We start from the raw sequence: 17,001 nt of genomic DNA, 5'->3' as shown, positions 1-17,001 counted from the left end.
TTTTCTTTAAAAATAAAAAACAAAATTGCGCAGAAAGCTTGTCTAAAAAAAGAGCAATACGACTTCTGTTTTGTGCAAAAAGTCGGCGGAATGATTTTAATCGATTTGTTTTTTCCGATATTCTAAAGGCGAAATTCCTTCAGAGTTTTTAAAAAATCTTCCAAAAACGGATTGATCAGAGAAATGAAGCAAATCGCTTATCTGATTGATGGATATTTTTTTATTCTGCAATAAGACTTTAGCTTCCAAAATGACCATTTCGCTAATCCATTCGCTTGCCGTTTTTCCGCTGTTCTTTTTAATTACTTCAGATAGATATTTTCTACTTACGTTTAATTCATCTGCATAATGTTGTACAGTTCTGAAATTCAAGAATTCTTTAAAAAGCAATTCTTTAAACTTTTCAAATAAAGGATTTTGTACTTCAGTAGTAGCTTTTTCTTTCTGAAGAGTGTCAATTTCATAAATTAAAATGTAGAGATAACTTCGCAAAATAGAAGCTTGATGCTTGGATTGATCTTCTGATACTTCTTTAATTAAACTGAAAATTCGCTCAAATTTGCTTTCATCTGGTTTTGTGAGCAGAGAATTATTGCTTTCGCTTTTTTCAAAAAAATCATATTGCGTTAGAAAAAATACGTTCGCTTGATTTTCTAAGAAAAACTGCGGTTTAAAAAATATAATATCGATTAAAATTTCGTCTTCATTTTTAGAAAAACTTCTAATTACAGAAGGTCCTAAAGTAATAATCGCTGGAGCATGAACAACTTTTGTTTCGAGTCCCGTATGCATTATGATGCTTCCTTTTCTTAGAAACTCAATTGCATAACTTTCGGCTCGATAAGGCTCGCTAATATAAGGATGCTCACTGGTCTGGATATAGAAATATTCTTTCTGATCTCCATGAGAAAACAAGCTCTTGTGATGCGTTAAGGAATACGTTAGGATTTTATTCTCCAAGACTTTTTTTTTGAATTGTACTTTCAAATATACGGTTTTCAGTTTTAGTCGCAGTCGCAGTCGCGGTTTTCAGTCTTTTCTTTGAGGGTTAACAGCTTTGTCAAAGTTTAAAACTTTGACAAAGCTTCTAGAGTCTAAAATAGACTGAGACTGAGACCGAAAACTGAGACTAAAAAATTTTTTAAGGTATTATTAAGCCTGTAATTTTTCCGTGAACAAATTTGTATTCGTAAATTAGCAATTACAAAAACATATCTTAAATGACAATACTTACCTTTACGCTGATCATGATTCTCGGTGCCTTTTTAGCAGGCTTTATTGGTTCATTATCAGGCTTAGGAGGCGGTATCATTATTATTCCGCTTCTTACTATTCTTCTCGGTGTCGACATTCATTATGCTATTGGAGCTGCTTTAGTTTCCGTGATCGCCACCTCTTCAGGCTCTGCCGCTGCTTATGTAAAAGAAGGAATTACGAATATGAGAATGGGAATTTTCCTCGAAATTGCTACCACTATTGGAGCAGTTTGCGGTGCTTTGCTTTCTACTATCGCCCCTACTTCTTTTATTGCGGTTTTATTCGGTTTAACTTTGATTTTTTCCGCTATTAATTCGCTTCGAAAGAAAGAAGAACATATCGTTTTAGAATCTAGTCCGTTGGCTAAAAAATTAAAATTAGAAGGAACTTATCCAACCCACGATGGTGAAGTTGTAAAATACGGAACCAAAAATGTAATTGGCGGTTTCAGTATGATGGGAGTTGCCGGAATGATGTCTGGTCTTCTCGGAATTGGTTCTGGCGCTTTTAAAGTTATTGCAATGGATAACATTATGCGTGTTCCTTTTAAAGTTTCTACTACAACCAGTAATTTTATGATGGGAGTTACGGCAATGGCAAGTTCTGTAATTTATATTCAAAAAGGATATATTGAACCTGGAATTTGTATGCCGGTTGTAATTGGCGTTTTGTTTGGAGCGATGGCTGGAGCAAAAATCTTAGTAAGAACGAATCCGAAGAAATTGAGAATATTTTTTGCCTGCTTGATTTTCGTTTTGGCAATAAACATGATTTATAACGGACTAAATGGAAAAATCTAATATGGTACAAGAAGAAAAATTTGGAGAAAAAGATTTTCAAACTATTATAGGAAACTTGCTTCGATATGGCGTTTGGATTTCGTTATCAGTAGCTTTTATTGGCGGAATTGTCTATTTAATGCACAATGGCAACCAGATCGAAGATTATTCAGTTTTTAAAGAAAACGACCGAAATATATTTGAAGTAATTGCTACTATTTATAACGGAGCGATTCAAGGAAACGGAGAATCATTAATTTTTACGGGAATTATTTTCCTTTTTATGACGCCTGTTTTACGTGTTTTGCTTTCGTTATTCTCGTTTTTATTAGAGAAAGATTATTTATATGTCGGCATTACTTTAATTGTAATCATGATTATTATTATCAGTATTTCGTTTGGATTTTCACATTAATGTTGCGATAAGCTATAAGCCGTAAGCTTTAGGCTTTCTAAAGTGTTAGCTGTTCATAGCTTAAAGCTAAAAAAAATTATTGCTGTAAGCAATAAACTATAGGTATTCTAAATGCTTATAGTTTAAAGCTTATGGCCTAAAGCTAAAAAAAATGGAAATAGGAATAGATAGTTTTGCTTCGGCAATGTATGGCGACAACAACACTTTGAGCAGTGTTGATGCTATGGAACAGCTTTTGCAAAGAATTGAGTTTGCAGATCAGGTTGGTCTTGATGTTTTTGGAATTGGAGAACATCACAAAAAAGAATTTTTAGATTCTGCTACGGCTGTCATCTTAAGTGCGGCCGCGGCGAGAACCAAAAATATACGTTTGGCGAGTGCCGTTTCCGTTTTGAGCGCAGCAGATCCTGTGCGTGTCTATCAGAGTTTTGCGACTTTAGATTTGATTTCGAAAGGAAGAGCCGAAATCGTCGCAGGCCGCGGATCTGCTATTGAGGCTTATCCCCTTTTCGGATTTAATCTGAATGATTATGATAAGCTTTTCAGCGAAAAATTAGGTTTGCTTTTACAGATTCGAGATAACGAATTTGTGACTTGGGAAGGAAAATTTCGTCCTGCACTAAACAATCTTCCAGTTTATCCGAGAGCAATACAAGAAAAATTGCCTATTTGGCTTGGAGTTGGCGGAACACCAGAATCTTTCATAAGAGCAGGTTCATTAGGACTTCCGTTGATGGTTGCTGTTATTGGCGGACAAACACATCGTTTTAAACCTTTGGTCGATTTATATCGTGAAGCTGGAGAAGCAGCGGGTTACAAACCAGAAGAGCTAAAAGTTGGCTTGCATTCGCCTGGTTATGTTGGTACTACAACAGAAAGTGCAATTGCAGATTATTATCCTGGTTATGCCGAACTATGGACAAAATTAGGTTATGAAAGAGGTTGGCCTCCTGTAACTAAAGGGAAATTTGACGGTTTAATTGATGATTTAGGCGTTTTAATTGTTGGAAGCCCAGAAAGAGCGGCCGAGAAAATCCTGCGTCACAGCGAAGCACTTGGCGGAGTTGACCGATTTACTTTCCAAATGGATAACGCCGGATTAACACACAAACAATTAATGAATGCAATAGAATTGATTGGTACAAAATTAATCCCGTTGATTAAGAAAGGGTAATTTTTAATTACGATAATGAATAGCATCCAGCTTTAGCTGGATAAAAATAAGGATAAATAAAAGACTTTAGCCCAAACACACGAAGTTTGGCTAAAGCCTTTTTTTACAATCTGAATCTTAACCTCCAGTTAAAACTGGAGGCAATTCATAAAAACTTTTAACCTTTGTCCCTTTGAGCCTTTGTTTTTAAAAAAAGCACCGCCAATTAAGACGATGCTTCTTTTGATTTGCAATTTTTCAACGAAAACAAATTTATAATTTATATGTAACACCAACTCTAAAGTTTCTAGGTGCTTCTGTCTGCCAGTAATAAGCATTTAACCAGCTGTAGTATGAACCGCTGTATAAGTATTTATCTAAGATATTGAATACGTTTGCAGTAACTTTAATTTTACCTGTTTCATAAGATAAACCTCCATCCAATTTAAAGTAAGATGGCAATTTTTGAAGACCTTCACTCCAAGTGTCAGTTTGACGTCCGTCAAGGAAAGTTCCTCCAATAGAAGCTCCAAAACCTTTTAGTTTACCGTTTTGAACAGTATAATTTAGCCACGCATTTGCAGTATGTTTCGCATAACCTGGTACAATGTCTCCAACATTAATGCCATTAGCTTCAGAAACATCCGGATCAACTTTGGTTACAACTGACTCGGTAAATGCGTAATTAGCAATAAGATTTAAACCATCAAATATTTTTCCTCTAACATCAAATTCTACACCACGCGCTCTTTTTTCACCTAGAACTATTTTATACTGCTCGTTTGGCTGATTATTAGGATCTCCCGTTAATTCATTTTTCTTCAAGATATTATAAACGGACACACTTGTATTCCAAGAACCGTCAAACCAATCTTTTTTAATTCCAAATTCAACATTGCTTCCTGTAAGCGGTTTTACCTCTCCAGTTCTAACTATCCCCGATTGCGGTGTAAATGCCTGATCATATAATCCATACACTGCCCAGTTATCAGTAATAGAATAACTTAAACCTGCTCTTGGCGTAATATGGCTATCTTCCTGTGGTACATCATACGCGCTAGTCTGGCTAATCCACGTGTATCTTGCGGCAAGCGTTAATCTCAGTTTATTTTCTAAAAAACCAAGTTCATCTTGAATATATCCCGCAGCATATTCCGAACCATAAAGCCCTCCCGCTCTTTGGCTTAGCGGTGTCTTATGATCAAATTGCGGAAAACCGTTTGAAGGCGCTCCATAATTTGGATTGTAAACATTAAACGGATTATCAACTGTATCTAAATCATGTGATTGTCCCCAATCTGCCATATAATCTTTGCTTCCTAAATCTAATCCTCCTAATATTTTATGCGAAACATTTCCTGTATTGAATTTTCCGTTCACAAATATTTGTCCTAAATACATATTGCTTTCAGCATCCCAAATACCAACGTTTCTGATGATTTCTCCATACGCAAGATTCCCTTCTGGAACACCATCAAAATCTCTATCTGCAGGTCCAGGACCAACAACTCCAGGCCACGAGCTATATCCTTGCTGAATATATTTAAAGTAAGAAGTCTGTGCAGTAAGTTTCCAGTTTTCATCAAACTTATGCTCAAATTGAAGATAACCGCTATGATCCTGAATATTAGTATCAGGTAATCCTGGCTGTGTCATTGTAAAACCTACAGGCAAAGTAGCATAACCTCCCGCCGCTGGACCAAAAACATAGTAAGAACCTACTTCAGTCATATTAGCATATTGGAAATTATATTCTGCTGTAATTTTTGTGTTGTCGTCAATTTGATACGAAACTACAGGAGCAATTACATAACGGTTGTTGCGCTCAAACGGACGGTGAGATCCTTTGTTTTGCGCAGCTCCGTTAAATCTGTAAAGCAATTTTCCTTTTTTATCTAATTTTCCGTCAAAGTCAACGCTCACTCTATAAAAATCGTAGCTTCCGCCTAGTACGCTCACCTCGCCTTTTGTAACTCCCGTTGGTTTTTTAGTTACCACATTATATAATCCGCTTGGATCTCCGCTTGAAAGCATAAATCCTGCTGGCCCTTTTACAAATTCGATATGATCTACAAAACTCATGTCTTCTGTTAATGGTCCCCAAAAAGAAGAAACCACATTAAAACCATTTCTAAAAGCCTGAATTTGAGAGCCCCTCATTGTAATATTAGTATACAAATCTCCCCAGTGCTCCAAACGGACAGCGCCACTTACATTACGAATTACTCCGTCGCTCATACTCGTAATTTGCTGATCTTTTAAAGTTTGCCCACTTACGATTTGTATGTTTTGTGGAATTTCTAAAACTGGCGTTTGAAGACGTAAAGACAATGAAGGCTTATCTTGCTTATATTTATTCTTTTTAATTACTACTTCTTCAAGATCTTCCTGACTTTCAGAAAGAGAAAAATTCTTAGTCGTAACTTGTTTTGAATTTACTACAATTTTATCTTCAATAGATTGAATTCCTACCCCATTTAATACGATAGTATACGTTCCAGGTTTTACATTTTTAATTTCATAATGTCCAGAAACTGTCGTAATATCTGAATATTTTGTTCCTTTTAAAGCTACAGCAATATTTTCTGCCGGTTTATTGCCACTCAAAGAAACTTTTCCGTTTACAGTTCCAAGCTGTTGCGCCATCATATTTAATGAGCCTAAAAACAGCACGAAAAAATAAACTTTTAGATTAATAATTATTTTCATTTTGGTTTTGATTTTAAATTGAGCGACAAAAGTATGTGGTAATCTCAACTTTTCCAAATTATTTTAATTCATTCTAAATAAATAAAACAAATTATATTAGATCAGTAGAAATAATTTAAAAAACACAATTTCACTATTATTTCCTGATAATATTAATCTGCATTAAGTTTGAAACCAAAATCTATTTCTATCTTTATACTTCAAAATTTACAAACCCAAAAACAAATAAGTTCCTGATATGAAATCAAATACAATAAGAAAAGTAGCTATTGTGGGCTATAATAGAATTCCTTTTGCAAGAGCTAATACTGCATATTCTAATGTTGGAAACACGGATATGATGACCGCAGCGCTCAATGGTCTTATTGATAAATACAATTTGAAAGGAAAATTATTAGGTGAAGTTGCTGGAGGTGCTGTAATTAAACATACTTATGACAATAATTTAATTCGCGAATGTGTCATGAAAACCAGTCTAGATCCTGCAACTCCCGCATGCGATTTACAGCAAGCGTGCGATACCGGAATTGAAAGCGCTATTTATATTGCTAATAAAATTGCCCTTGGACAAATTGATTCTGGAATTGCTGGCGGTGTAGATTCTATCAGCGATATGCCAATTGCTGTTAGTGAGAAACTTCGAAAAATTCTCTTAGAAGCAAGACAAGCAAAATCATTAGGCGGAAAAATTAAAACTTTTTTAAAGCTTCGTCCGAAAGATTTATCTCCTTTAGTTCCTCGAAATGAAGAATCTCAAACGGGTCTTTCAATGGGCGGACATACTGAAATCACAGCAAAATATTATAAAATATCTCGTGAAGATCAAGATCAGTTTGCCTTAAGAAGTCATTTGAATATGGCTAAAGCATATGATGAAGGCTTTTTCGATGATATGATTACGCCTTTCAACGGATTAAAAACAGACAATAATCTGAGAAAAGACAGTACAATTGAGAAATTGGCTAAATTAAAACCTGCTTTCGATAAAGTAAACGGAACATTAACTGCAGGAAACTCAACACCATTAACTGACGGCGCGTCTTGCGTTCTTTTGGCTAGCGAAGAATGGGCAAAAGAGCAAGGACTTCCTATTTTGGCTTACATCACTTTTGCTGAAATTGCTGCGATTGAATACGTTAAAAATCAGCAGAATCTTTTGTTGGCTCCTTTATTTGCTGCTTCAAGAATGTTGGAAAAAGCAGAATTAAACCTGCAAGATTTTGATTATTATGAAATTCACGAAGCTTTTGCTGCTCAAACTTTAGCTACTTTAAAAATCTGGGAAAGTCCAGAATTGAGTGCCGAAATTGGTTTGAAGAAAACCTTAGGCGCAATAGATCGAAATAAACTGAATGTAAAAGGAAGCAGTTTAGCCGCTGCGCATCCATTTGCGGCAACTGGCGGAAGACTTATTGGTGTAATGGCAAAATTATTGAACGAAAAAGGTTCAGGAAAAGGATTGATTTCGATTTGTGCCGCTGGCGGACAGGGCGTAACGATGATAATTGAAAAATAATTAATCAGCTATAATTTATCGTTGTCAAAGTATAAAACTTTGACAACGATTTTTTTTAATTAAAAAGCAAACTCTTCAACCGAAGACAAAGCTTTCGGCAGCGCATTTTCTGCAAAATCAGGAATTGCTGTTCCTTCTACTCTAAATGTGGTTACATCTGTCATTCCTAAAAAGCCCAAAACGGCACGCAAATACGATTCTGAAAAATCATAACTTTTATATGGTCCTTCAGAAAATATTGCGCCAGATGCAATTGACAAATACACTTTTTTATTATTTACCAATCCTTTTGGCGAACCGTCAGCATAACTGAAAGTCTTGCCTGCTCTAGCAACCTGGTCAATCCATCCTTTTAAAACAGCTGGAATTCCGAAGTTGTATAAAGGCACTCCAATCACAATACTATCTGCCTCCAATAAATTTTGAATGGCCTCATCTGAATATTTAAGCGCTAACTTTTGTTCCTCAGAATGTGTTTCAGCTGGCGAATAAACGGCACTAATATGAGAGCCTGTTAAATATGGCAAAGGTGTTTTAGAAAGATCTAATGTTTGCACTGTAGTGTTTGGGTTTACTGTTTTCAGCTTTTCAATGACAGCATTAGATAATTGATTGCTAAATGAATTTTCTCCATTTGTACTTGTTAGTATTTGTAGAATCTTTTGGCTCATAATTGTATATTATTTGTTTTACAATACAAACTTATTTACATTTACTATCTCTTTTATAGTACTATCCTTGAGGATAGCGCTATCCTCGAAGATAGTAACAAGAAAAACATGGAAACAACAACGGACACAATGAGCGAAATAATAGAAAAAGCTCACAAACCACAAGAATGCATGGCGGCATTGCTTCCTGTAAGAGATGCATTAGAAATCTTGAGCGGAAGATGGAAACTTCCTATTTTAATTGCTCTTTCTGATCGCCCGAAACGATTTAAAGAAATTTCAAAGGTCATCAACGGAATTACTGATAAAATGCTTTCTAAAGAATTAAAAGATCTAGAAATCAATAAATTGGTTTTACGAACAGTTTACGATACTTTTCCGCCAACAGTAGAATATTCGAGAACTGAACACAGCAAATCGCTTACGAATGTAATTATTGCCTTAAAAGATTGGGGAACATTGCATCGAAAAGAAATTATAGGTAAATAAAAAAAAACTCCAAGCTTATAGCGCTTGGAGTTTTTTATGCTTTTAAAGACTTCGAAACTTAATCTTTGTTATAGATTCTTTCCTGCCCATCACGATAGATTCTTTTGATTGCAGTAACTGAGTTATTTTCGAGTACAATTTTTATGCGATAATCATCAGTTCCATCAACCATAAATAAATCAGACTCTAGTGGCGTCAATAAAAGTGTAATTATATTGTTCCATTTAAAATAAAGATTATTGTTTTCAAGTACCAATTCAGACTTTCCAAATTTACCCACATAAGATTTTAAAAGCTCACTATTAACAACAAAAGGTTTCTGCCTGTTTTTGACAACTGGGGCAAACCAATCGAGATTATTTAGAGCATCTTTATTTTGTTGCGACAAATTTTTCAATGCTAATAAATGAGCAGTATTTATCGCTTCTTCACTTTTACACAATACATCGGGCGTAACCCCTTTTCCTTCAAAGTCCGAATTGGTAATTGGGTCTTTGACCTCTCCAAACGGAATATTAACAGAAAAGCCATCAGCCAATAGCGTTCTAGTGATAGGATGAGCACCTCCAGCCGTTTTTTCGCCTACAATAGTAACGCGTTTTAAATTTTGAAGAGAATAACTCATCCATTCGGCAGCAGAAAAAGTGCCACCGCTTGTTAAAATATAGATAGGAACTGCATCTAATCGTTTTCCAGGAACTGATGGTAAAAGCCACATTTCTCTTTCTATTTTCTTTCTGTTTTCTTCAAAATAATAGTATTTATAAAGTGGTAATTCTTTGTTTGAGAAAAAATAACTGCTAATGAATTGTCCCATTTCCATAGCGCCGCCATTATTTTTACACAAATCAATAATTAATGCATCTGTATTATTAAGAAATTGCATTACTGAAGCAGCAGTTTCACTTGCAATTGCAGGATCTTCAAAATAATTAAACTCTAAATAACCAATATTTCCTTCCAGAATTTTAGCTTGCAGAAAACCGAAATTATTCTTTTTGGCTTCAATTAATTCTTCTGCTTTAATCTTTTCCTGCGTCTCTTTTTCTTTGATTCTCTGCTGGCTTTCTGCCCAAGCTGGGTCGTACATAACTCTAAAATGCAGATCCTTACTTACTTCTATTAAATCTGCACTAAGCTTTGAAGCAAATTCATTTGGAAGCAAAATATTTTTATAGATTCCTTTTTTTAAATTTTCATTCAGCTTTTTAGCTATTTCCCCAATTGCTTTTGGTTTTATATAAAATTCTTCTAGCTTCTTGGATAATGAATCTATAATCTGCTTTTTACTTAAGTCGGACAAATTATTTTCTTTCTTTTGAGCTGTTATATTCTGCGAATTCAAACCAATCGAAAAGACGAATAATACTAGTGCAATATGTTTTATCATTTTTATGAAGTTTTACAATTTGAAATAATTTTTTGAAGAATTTGATCAAGCTGTTCAATTTCTTCTGCAGACAAACCATCAAGTGCCTTTTTCCGATTTAAATTAAACACAGGAGTCAGCAAACCTATTGTATCCAAACCTTTTTCAGTTATAACGAGCTTTGATTTCCTTTTATCTAATTCATTCTCTTCTCTTACGAGATAATCTTTTTTAACCATTAACTCAATAATTCTGGTAACAGAAGCATTGTCTTTAAAAATGAGTCTTGCCATCTCTATTTGAGAAATATTTGAATTGTCATTAAGAATAATTAATACCAAACATTGATCAACTGTAATATCTTTAACTATCTTTTGAATATTCTTCTGACAAATTTTCCTGTATTCCTTTATTGTTTGTTCAACAGTATAAAGTACTGTGCCTGTTGGCGTTTTCTTTCTCATTTCAGTTAATTTATTTGATATATCAAATATAATTATTTAATTGATATATCAAATATTTTTAATTTATAAAAATCAAAAAAGTCGTGAAAATCAAGAATTAATAATTTTATTTATAAGTGAAGCGAATGTCTATCGTTTAGCCCGATTTCGTATGAAACTGCCGAAACCGGATTCGATGCCGCCGCCTGCATTGGATGCGGAGTTTGCATTGCTTCGTGCAAAAATGCCCGTGCGCCTTTGTTTGTCAGTGCCAAAATAACGCATTTCGCATTATTGCCACAAGGAAAAGTAGAAGCTTCTAAACGTGCTATTTCAATGGTTAAACAAATGGATGAAGAAGGTTTTGGAAATTGCTCCGACACAAGAGCCTGCGAAATCGAATGTCGCAAGGTATTTCTGTTATTTCGATTGCAAAAATGAATTATGAGTATAGTAAAGCAGTTTTGCTTAGAAAATAATTTAATTTTTTGTTTCTCGCAGATTTAATTTTAATCTGAATACTGTAATTTTCTGCAAATATTTCAAACTTTTTTTTAGCCACGAATTCACGAATTATTTTTATAATCTGTGCTTGATAAGGTGCGCTGAATTACACTGATTTTTGGTAAAATCCGTGAATTTGTGGCGGAAAAATTTTAAAAATATATTAATTTGTTTTCAAATCTTCAAACTAAGATCCTTCGACTTCGCTCAGGAAGACAAACTAAAAAACTTAGCATCTTAGTATCTTAGAATCTTAGAATCAAACTGTAAAATATGGAGTAAGAATATCTTCAAAATTATAAAGTCCCTTTTCTTTCTCTTTTATATTTTCGGCTACAAAAACAACACCGTTTCCGAAAGCTTCTCTCGAAATCGATTCGTGTATTAAACGCACCGTTTGAAAAGGAAAACCAAAAATAACCTCATGTTTCCCAACAATTCCTCCTGCCCTAACAACATTAATATCTTCTTTGTCAATATCTAGCGCTTCAGCAATTTTTACTGCTGTTCCAGACGTTCCCTCTTTGGTTTTAAAGTGCTCTTCGTTAACTTCAATGTCGACCCAAGGTGCAATTTTCTTCAAAAATTTTGCTGCAAACAACAAATAGTTAACTCCCAATGTAATATTTGGCGACCAAAATACAGTAGTTTTCTCTGCCAGCTTCTGGAGTAATTTTAATTCTTTTTCCTTGTAATGTGAAATTGCCGAAATAATTTTCACTTTGTATTTTGCAGCTGTTTCTCCATACGTATAAATTCCTTCATTGGAAGAAAAATCGATTATGACATCTACTGGATGTTTTTCTAACAATTCTTCAACAGAGGTATGAGAGCTTGAATAGATTAAGCCGGGTTCATCTGACTGGATTCCAAAAAACTCAGGAACTGATCTGTGCTCTAAAACATTACTTTGTCTTAAAACCCATTCAAGGCTGAATTTTTCATTTTCTAATAGTATTGAAGCTACTGATTTTCCAGTTTTTCCGAATCCGATTAATCCTATTTTCATAAGCATTTATTTTTTTAATGGGCGAAGCGTGCCCAGTTGAAAATATTGATATTGTAAAGTATTCAATATCAATCCTAATTTTATTTTTAAAGACCGCTGTAAACCGTCTTTTGATAAAAATAGAAAAATCATAACAGAATTACCAACAAAAACTTGATTTTATAACAATAAAGAATTCAATTAGTACTATTTTATCTGTTAATATTAAAATTAGAGATTGAATTTTACGACTAACCGCTGTTTTAAATTATTCTGTTTAAAATGTTATAAAATGACTTTAAAAAAAAGATTTGATGACATACAAGTAAACATATTTTGACTAGTTTTATGACCTGATATCCCCAAATAAATATCGTAAATAATGGCTTACAATAACAATGGATTACTTCGTTTTCTAGATGCTCAAAACAAATTGTATTTAACGGCTCTGGACGAAATTAAAAATGGTAAAAAAGAATCTCCTTGGATGTGGTTTATTTTTCCGCAGATACAAGGAATGGGTTCAAGTGATAATTCAAAATTTTACGAAATCAAAAATGCCGACGAAGCAATCGCTTTTCTGGAGCATCCAATTTTAGGAAAACATCTTGTAGAAATAACTTCAGAATTGATTAAAAAAGAAGAAAATGTTTCTGATATTTTCGAAAGTCTTGATATCGAAAAACTTCAATCGTGTATGACTTTATTTGCCAGTGTTCAAAATTCAGAACCTGTTTTTCAAGAAGTCCTACACAAATATTTTGAAGGTTCTTCCGATTTTCATACGTTGCAATTACTGTACAGCAATTTATAAGAAGTAAGAATCACTTTGCAAACTTACAGGTTATCCAAAAAATTAGGATGATATAACAGCATTTCTAAATAAGATATCTATATTTGCAACGCTGTTGCGTTTATTTATTTGATAATTAAACCTTTAAATATCCAGCAGAAATACCTCGGAATGAAAAAGAAGATTACAGCAGTAAATTTCCTGATGTCTTTTGCAGTATTGTTTGCCATGCTGTTTCAGACGGTTCACTCCTATGAGCATATCTTAAAGCAATCGGCAGAAAAACATTGTGACCATAAATATACTCCTGGCCAAAAAGAAATAACGCACAGCCACTCGGTCGATGCAAATTGCCATATTTGTCATTTTGCTTTTAGTACGTTTATTCCAAACGCATTCCCAACCTTTACATTTTACAAAACCGTTGTTGAACCTTCTTATAAATTCTTATATTTTGAAGGAATTTCAACATTTTTCAAAGGCAGTCTTTTTGCACTGCGCGCACCTCCTGCATTCTTTTAATTGCTGCACTTTTTTCTAAATTAAAAGCCTTTACTCTATTTGTTCTAATGGAGTAAAAGGAAAATTTACATTACAGTTTTTTGATTCAGTTCTTTTTTAGCTCCAAATCAAAAACATCCTTATTTATCGCAGTGATTCCTCAACAAAAAAACCTAATAATCAAGCTTTTAAATATTATCAAAAGGCTGATATTTCTATATCTATTTTTTTAAAATTAATTTTATCAACAAATAATTCTATGCTTACAGCAACAAATCTTACCAAAAAATATGGCGACCATACGGCTTTGAATGCCTTAAATTTAACAGTAAAAGAAGGTGAAATCTTTGCTCTATTAGGGCAGAATGGCGCCGGAAAAACTACTACCATTAATTTATTCTTAGGATTTATTGAACCAACCTCAGGAGAATTAGAAATTAATAATATTTCAGTAATCGAAAACAATCAGGAAACCAAAAAACATATTGCTTATATCCCTGAAACAGTAATGCTATATCCAAATCTTACTGGTTTAGAAAATCTTAAATTCTTTTCGTCATTAGCAGGATTCAAATATTCTGATGGCGAGCTAACTTATTTTTTAGAAAAAGCGGGATTGCAAGTAAAAGCACATAATCAAAATTTGGGGGGCTATTCTAAAGGAATGCGCCAAAAAGTAGGAATTGCAATTGCAGTGGCAAAAAAAGCAAAAGTGCTGTTATTAGATGAGCCTACAAGCGGTTTAGATCCAAAAGCTTCTAATGAGTTTTCGCAAATTTTAAAAGAGCTTTCGGCAGACGGAACGGCGATTTTAATGGCAACTCACGATATTTTCAGAGCCAGAGAAGTGGCTTCACATATTGGAATAATGAAACAGGGAAATTTAGTTACGGTTATTGAAGCTGATAAAATTTCGGCTAATGAACTAGAGGATTTGTATTTACAGACTGTTTAAGATGAAAAATATATTTTCAATCCTATTTTTTATCGGACTAGCCAATCAAGTGCAATCGCAGGAAATAAAAGGAAAAGTTATCGATAGCAATTCAAAAGAAACCATTATTGGGGCATCTGTACAATTATTAAATTCTGATAAAGAAACCAGTACAGATACTAGCGGAAATTTTAATCTCGAAGGTCAGGGAACAATAAAAGTTTCGGCTGTTGGATACAAAACCATGCAGTTGAAATCAAATTCTGATTTTATGACAATTCAACTCGAAATTGACCGAAACGAATTGCAGACAGTTGAAATCGTGGGGCGTTCGACAAAAAAATACAATAGCGATTATTCCTTTGCCGCAACTAAAACTGCCACTTTAAACAAAGATATTCCGCAATCTATTTCAACGATAACCAAAGAATTAATTGCTGATAAAGGCGCTTTTTATCTTGCTGATGCAGTGAAAATGTCTAGTGGCGTAATTCCGGCGAGTTATTACAACCAGTACACGATTCGTGGCATTAGCCAAAATGAAGAAGGACAGATTATTAACGGAATGCGAACACGCCAGTATTATTTTCTACAGCCTTTAACAAGCAATATTGAACGTATTGAAGTGATAAAAGGTCCGTCAAGCGCTACATTTTCTTCTGTTGATCCAGGCGGAAGCATTAATATGGTGACCAAAAAACCTTTGGCAGTTGACCGAAAAGAAATCAGCATGAGCGTTGGCAGTTTCAGCACTTTGCGCGGAACCCTTGATTTTACAGGCCCTTTAAATGAATCTAAAACGCTTTTATATCGTGTAAATGGTGCGTATCAGCAGGCAAAATCGTTTCGTGACTTAGTCAATAATAAATCATTTTTGATCTCGCCTTCTTTCAGTTATATCCCAAATGAAAAAACGGCAATTAATACGGAACTGATTTTGAGCGACATGGCAGGAGTTTTAGATCGCGGACAGCCTATTTTTGGTGCAGTCGCAGGGAAAACTAATCTGAATAAAACTCCGATAAGTTTGAATCTTGGCGCGCCTGGTGATTTTTTCAAGTCGAAAGAAATGATTTTGATGACCAATTTTGCACATAAATTCAACTCTAAAATTGGTTTTAATGCATCGTACATGAAGCAAACTTGGACAGAAGATCTTCAGGAACACAGAACCACAAATGGTTTTGCGGTAGATATGAACAATCAGCCTGTTACAAGTCTTGCCATGATGCAGTTTGTACAGCGTCAGCAAAATTGGGATATTGACAATTTAAGCGCTTATTTGAATTTTGATTTAAAAACAGGAAAACTGAATCATAAATTATTGACAGGTTACGATTTAAGCAGCTGGAATAAAAATAAAGGCGGCGGACAAAATGCAGGAAGAGGTTATTTATTGAATGACGGAACGGTTGCCAGCACTTTTGTTTTGGCGAATGCCTCAAACTATCAAACAGTTACGATTGATGGTGTTGTTTTGCCTAAACCGAATGTCGATTATTTTAATTTAAATAATCCTGTCTATAAAATTACAAGTCCTGAAGATTATACTTTGAATGTAAGAACGGCACTGCCATCAGCATTAACGACTACCAATGCGATTTACATTCAAGATCAGATTCAATGGGATAAGTTTACTTTTTTATTGGGTTTGAGAAACGAATGGTTTGAAGATATTACGAATTATGAAACCAATAATGAACTGACGGTTAAAAAATCAGCTTTATTGCCAAGAATCGGGATCACTTATGCCGTAAATAGTGCGATAAATGTTTATACAACATATCTAGAAGGCTATCAGCCGCAATCTAATACAGTAACATTAATGCCTCAAACAGGTTCTTTACCAGGCGGAAGTCTGTTTGATCCTTTAGAAAGCGATTTGAAAGAAGTCGGAGTAAAAACCACTTTTTTAAACAACACCATGACTTTTAATGCTGCCGTTTACGAAATCAATCAGCGTAATATTTTAATGAATGCAAATGATCCTGCAAATCCTGATTTGTTAGTAACAAGAGGTGCTGAAAGAAGCCGTGGTTTTGAATGCGATTTAGCGGGTTATATAACGCCAGACTGGCAAATTAATGCTTCATACAGTTATATCGATGCTGAAATTACAAAAGACAGTAATCCGGCATTAATTGGTGCAAGAAAACAAAATACGCCAAAAAATAGCGCCAATTTATGGACGCGTTACAACTTTGCTCCCGATTCTGCTTTAAAAGATCTCGGAGTTGGATTTGGAATTCAATACCAAAGCAGTAAAGTGCCTTGGTTTACAAGAGATTTTACACTTCCTGATTTTACCATTTTTGATGCGGCTTTGTTTTACAAACCCGACAAAAGCAATGTGCAAATTGCTCTAAATGCAGGCAATTTATTAAACAAAACCTATTGGCTTGGCGCACAGAATTATTTGCGTTTATTTCCTGGAAGTCCTAGGAATGCAAGCCTGACCGTAACTTATAAATTTTAATTTA

At 34.4% G+C, this 17,001-nt stretch carries 15 protein-coding genes and 1 pseudogene; 10 read left to right on the top strand and 6 right to left on the bottom strand.

The annotated features are described in order from the left end of the window. Positions 1-96: 96 nt before the first annotated feature. Positions 97-960 (bottom strand): helix-turn-helix domain-containing protein, encoded by an 864-nt coding sequence (locus QLQ96_RS14920; RefSeq protein ID WP_482491398.1) that lies wholly within the window; start codon positions 958-960, stop codon positions 97-99. A gap of 260 nt (positions 961-1,220) precedes the next feature. Between QLQ96_RS14920 and QLQ96_RS14915 the strand changes: the two genes are divergently transcribed. From QLQ96_RS14915 to QLQ96_RS14905, 3 genes are all read left to right on the top strand, one after another. Next, positions 1,221-2,057 (top strand): sulfite exporter TauE/SafE family protein, encoded by an 837-nt coding sequence (locus tag QLQ96_RS14915; RefSeq protein WP_306160104.1) that lies wholly within the window; start codon positions 1,221-1,223, stop codon positions 2,055-2,057. Next, on the top strand, positions 2,044-2,451 hold the full coding sequence (locus QLQ96_RS14910; RefSeq protein ID WP_482491397.1) for a DUF1634 domain-containing protein: 408 nt from the start codon (positions 2,044-2,046) through the stop codon (positions 2,449-2,451). The genes QLQ96_RS14915 and QLQ96_RS14910 overlap by 14 nt, the downstream gene beginning before the upstream one ends. A 151-nt stretch (positions 2,452-2,602) precedes the next feature. Further along, a complete protein-coding gene (locus QLQ96_RS14905) occupies positions 2,603-3,625 on the top strand; it encodes an LLM class flavin-dependent oxidoreductase (protein ID WP_482491396.1) in 1,023 nt (340 codons plus the stop codon). Between the two features lie 252 nt (positions 3,626-3,877). Here the strand turns inward: QLQ96_RS14905 and QLQ96_RS14900 are convergent, their stop codons facing one another. Then, on the bottom strand, positions 3,878-6,313 hold the full coding sequence (locus tag QLQ96_RS14900) for a TonB-dependent siderophore receptor (RefSeq protein WP_482491395.1): 2,436 nt from the start codon (positions 6,311-6,313) through the stop codon (positions 3,878-3,880). Positions 6,314-6,551: 238 nt separating this feature from the next. Here QLQ96_RS14900 and QLQ96_RS14895 point away from each other — a divergent pair, with 238 nt between their 5' ends. Next, a complete protein-coding gene (locus tag QLQ96_RS14895) occupies positions 6,552-7,829 on the top strand; it encodes an acetyl-CoA C-acetyltransferase (RefSeq protein WP_482491394.1) in 1,278 nt (425 codons plus the stop codon). A 59-nt stretch (positions 7,830-7,888) separates the two neighbouring features. On the opposite strand, the gene QLQ96_RS14890 is transcribed toward QLQ96_RS14895, so the two are convergent. Further along, entirely contained in the window at positions 7,889-8,500 is a 612-nt protein-coding gene (locus QLQ96_RS14890; RefSeq protein WP_482491393.1) for an FMN-dependent NADH-azoreductase, read from the bottom strand. A gap of 108 nt (positions 8,501-8,608) precedes the next feature. On the opposite strand from QLQ96_RS14890, the gene QLQ96_RS14885 reads away from it, so the two are divergent. Beyond that, positions 8,609-8,989, top strand: coding sequence for a winged helix-turn-helix transcriptional regulator (locus QLQ96_RS14885; protein ID WP_482491392.1), 381 nt, complete (start codon positions 8,609-8,611; stop codon positions 8,987-8,989). A 58-nt stretch (positions 8,990-9,047) separates the two neighbouring features. On the opposite strand, the gene QLQ96_RS14880 is transcribed toward QLQ96_RS14885, so the two are convergent. Next, positions 9,048-10,379 (bottom strand): S41 family peptidase, encoded by a 1,332-nt coding sequence (locus QLQ96_RS14880; protein WP_482491391.1) that lies wholly within the window; start codon positions 10,377-10,379, stop codon positions 9,048-9,050. A gap of 2 nt (positions 10,380-10,381) precedes the next feature. After that, positions 10,382-10,822, bottom strand: a complete 441-nt coding sequence (locus tag QLQ96_RS14875) for a MarR family winged helix-turn-helix transcriptional regulator (protein WP_482491390.1) — start codon at positions 10,820-10,822, stop codon at positions 10,382-10,384. A gap of 141 nt (positions 10,823-10,963) precedes the next feature. Here QLQ96_RS14875 and QLQ96_RS14870 point away from each other — a divergent pair. Beyond that, positions 10,964-11,280, top strand: a pseudogene (locus QLQ96_RS14870) (4Fe-4S dicluster domain-containing protein); the annotation flags it as partial. Positions 11,281-11,564: 284 nt separating this feature from the next. Here QLQ96_RS14870 and QLQ96_RS14865 read toward each other — a convergent pair. After that, the gene (locus tag QLQ96_RS14865; RefSeq protein ID WP_482491389.1) at positions 11,565-12,314 is read right to left on the bottom strand and encodes a 4-hydroxy-tetrahydrodipicolinate reductase; all 750 of its coding nucleotides are present in this window, start codon (positions 12,312-12,314) and stop codon (positions 11,565-11,567) included. Between the two features lie 361 nt (positions 12,315-12,675). Between QLQ96_RS14865 and QLQ96_RS14860 the strand changes: the two genes are divergently transcribed. The 4 genes from QLQ96_RS14860 to QLQ96_RS14845 all read left to right on the top strand — a co-directional run bounded on the left by QLQ96_RS14860 (position 12,676) and on the right by QLQ96_RS14845 (position 16,997). Then, complete coding sequence (locus QLQ96_RS14860) at positions 12,676-13,107, top strand: DUF1810 domain-containing protein (protein WP_482491388.1); 432 nt, start codon at positions 12,676-12,678, stop codon at positions 13,105-13,107. A gap of 150 nt (positions 13,108-13,257) precedes the next feature. Beyond that, complete coding sequence (locus QLQ96_RS14855; protein WP_482491387.1) at positions 13,258-13,608, top strand: hypothetical protein; 351 nt, start codon at positions 13,258-13,260, stop codon at positions 13,606-13,608. A 238-nt stretch (positions 13,609-13,846) separates the two neighbouring features. Next, positions 13,847-14,542 carry an ABC transporter ATP-binding protein gene (locus QLQ96_RS14850; protein ID WP_482491386.1) on the top strand — a complete coding sequence of 232 codons (696 nt, stop codon included), beginning with the start codon at positions 13,847-13,849 and terminating at the stop codon, positions 14,540-14,542. A gap of 1 nt (position 14,543) precedes the next feature. After that, complete coding sequence (locus QLQ96_RS14845) at positions 14,544-16,997, top strand: TonB-dependent siderophore receptor (RefSeq protein WP_482491385.1); 2,454 nt, start codon at positions 14,544-14,546, stop codon at positions 16,995-16,997. The last annotated feature ends 4 nt before the right edge of the window (positions 16,998-17,001 follow it).

The organism is Flavobacterium sp. B167r, from assembly GCF_056824315.1.
Note: the sequence above shows the minus strand (reverse complement) of the source record. Positions and strands in the feature narration are given on the sequence as shown.

Excerpts from the sequence above, each read along its gene's own strand:
- QLQ96_RS14865 (WP_482491389.1), bottom strand. The coding sequence starts at position 12,314 with ATGAAAATAGGATTAATCGGATTCGGAAAAACTGGAAAATCAGTAGCT.
- QLQ96_RS14875 (WP_482491390.1), bottom strand. The coding sequence starts at position 10,822 with ATGAGAAAGAAAACGCCAACAGGCACAGTACTTTATACTGTTGAACAA.
- QLQ96_RS14890 (WP_482491393.1), bottom strand. The coding sequence starts at position 8,500 with ATGAGCCAAAAGATTCTACAAATACTAACAAGTACAAATGGAGAAAAT.
- QLQ96_RS14880 (WP_482491391.1), bottom strand. The coding sequence starts at position 10,379 with ATGATAAAACATATTGCACTAGTATTATTCGTCTTTTCGATTGGTTTG.
- QLQ96_RS14860 (WP_482491388.1), top strand. The coding sequence starts at position 12,676 with ATGGCTTACAATAACAATGGATTACTTCGTTTTCTAGATGCTCAAAAC.
- QLQ96_RS14910 (WP_482491397.1), top strand. The coding sequence starts at position 2,044 with ATGGAAAAATCTAATATGGTACAAGAAGAAAAATTTGGAGAAAAAGAT.
- QLQ96_RS14850 (WP_482491386.1), top strand. The coding sequence starts at position 13,847 with ATGCTTACAGCAACAAATCTTACCAAAAAATATGGCGACCATACGGCT.
- QLQ96_RS14895 (WP_482491394.1), top strand. The coding sequence starts at position 6,552 with ATGAAATCAAATACAATAAGAAAAGTAGCTATTGTGGGCTATAATAGA.
- QLQ96_RS14905 (WP_482491396.1), top strand. The coding sequence starts at position 2,603 with ATGGAAATAGGAATAGATAGTTTTGCTTCGGCAATGTATGGCGACAAC.
- QLQ96_RS14915 (WP_306160104.1), top strand. The coding sequence starts at position 1,221 with ATGACAATACTTACCTTTACGCTGATCATGATTCTCGGTGCCTTTTTA.
- QLQ96_RS14900 (WP_482491395.1), bottom strand. The coding sequence starts at position 6,313 with ATGAAAATAATTATTAATCTAAAAGTTTATTTTTTCGTGCTGTTTTTA.
- QLQ96_RS14885 (WP_482491392.1), top strand. The coding sequence starts at position 8,609 with ATGGAAACAACAACGGACACAATGAGCGAAATAATAGAAAAAGCTCAC.
- QLQ96_RS14845 (WP_482491385.1), top strand. The coding sequence starts at position 14,544 with ATGAAAAATATATTTTCAATCCTATTTTTTATCGGACTAGCCAATCAA.
- QLQ96_RS14855 (WP_482491387.1), top strand. The coding sequence starts at position 13,258 with ATGAAAAAGAAGATTACAGCAGTAAATTTCCTGATGTCTTTTGCAGTA.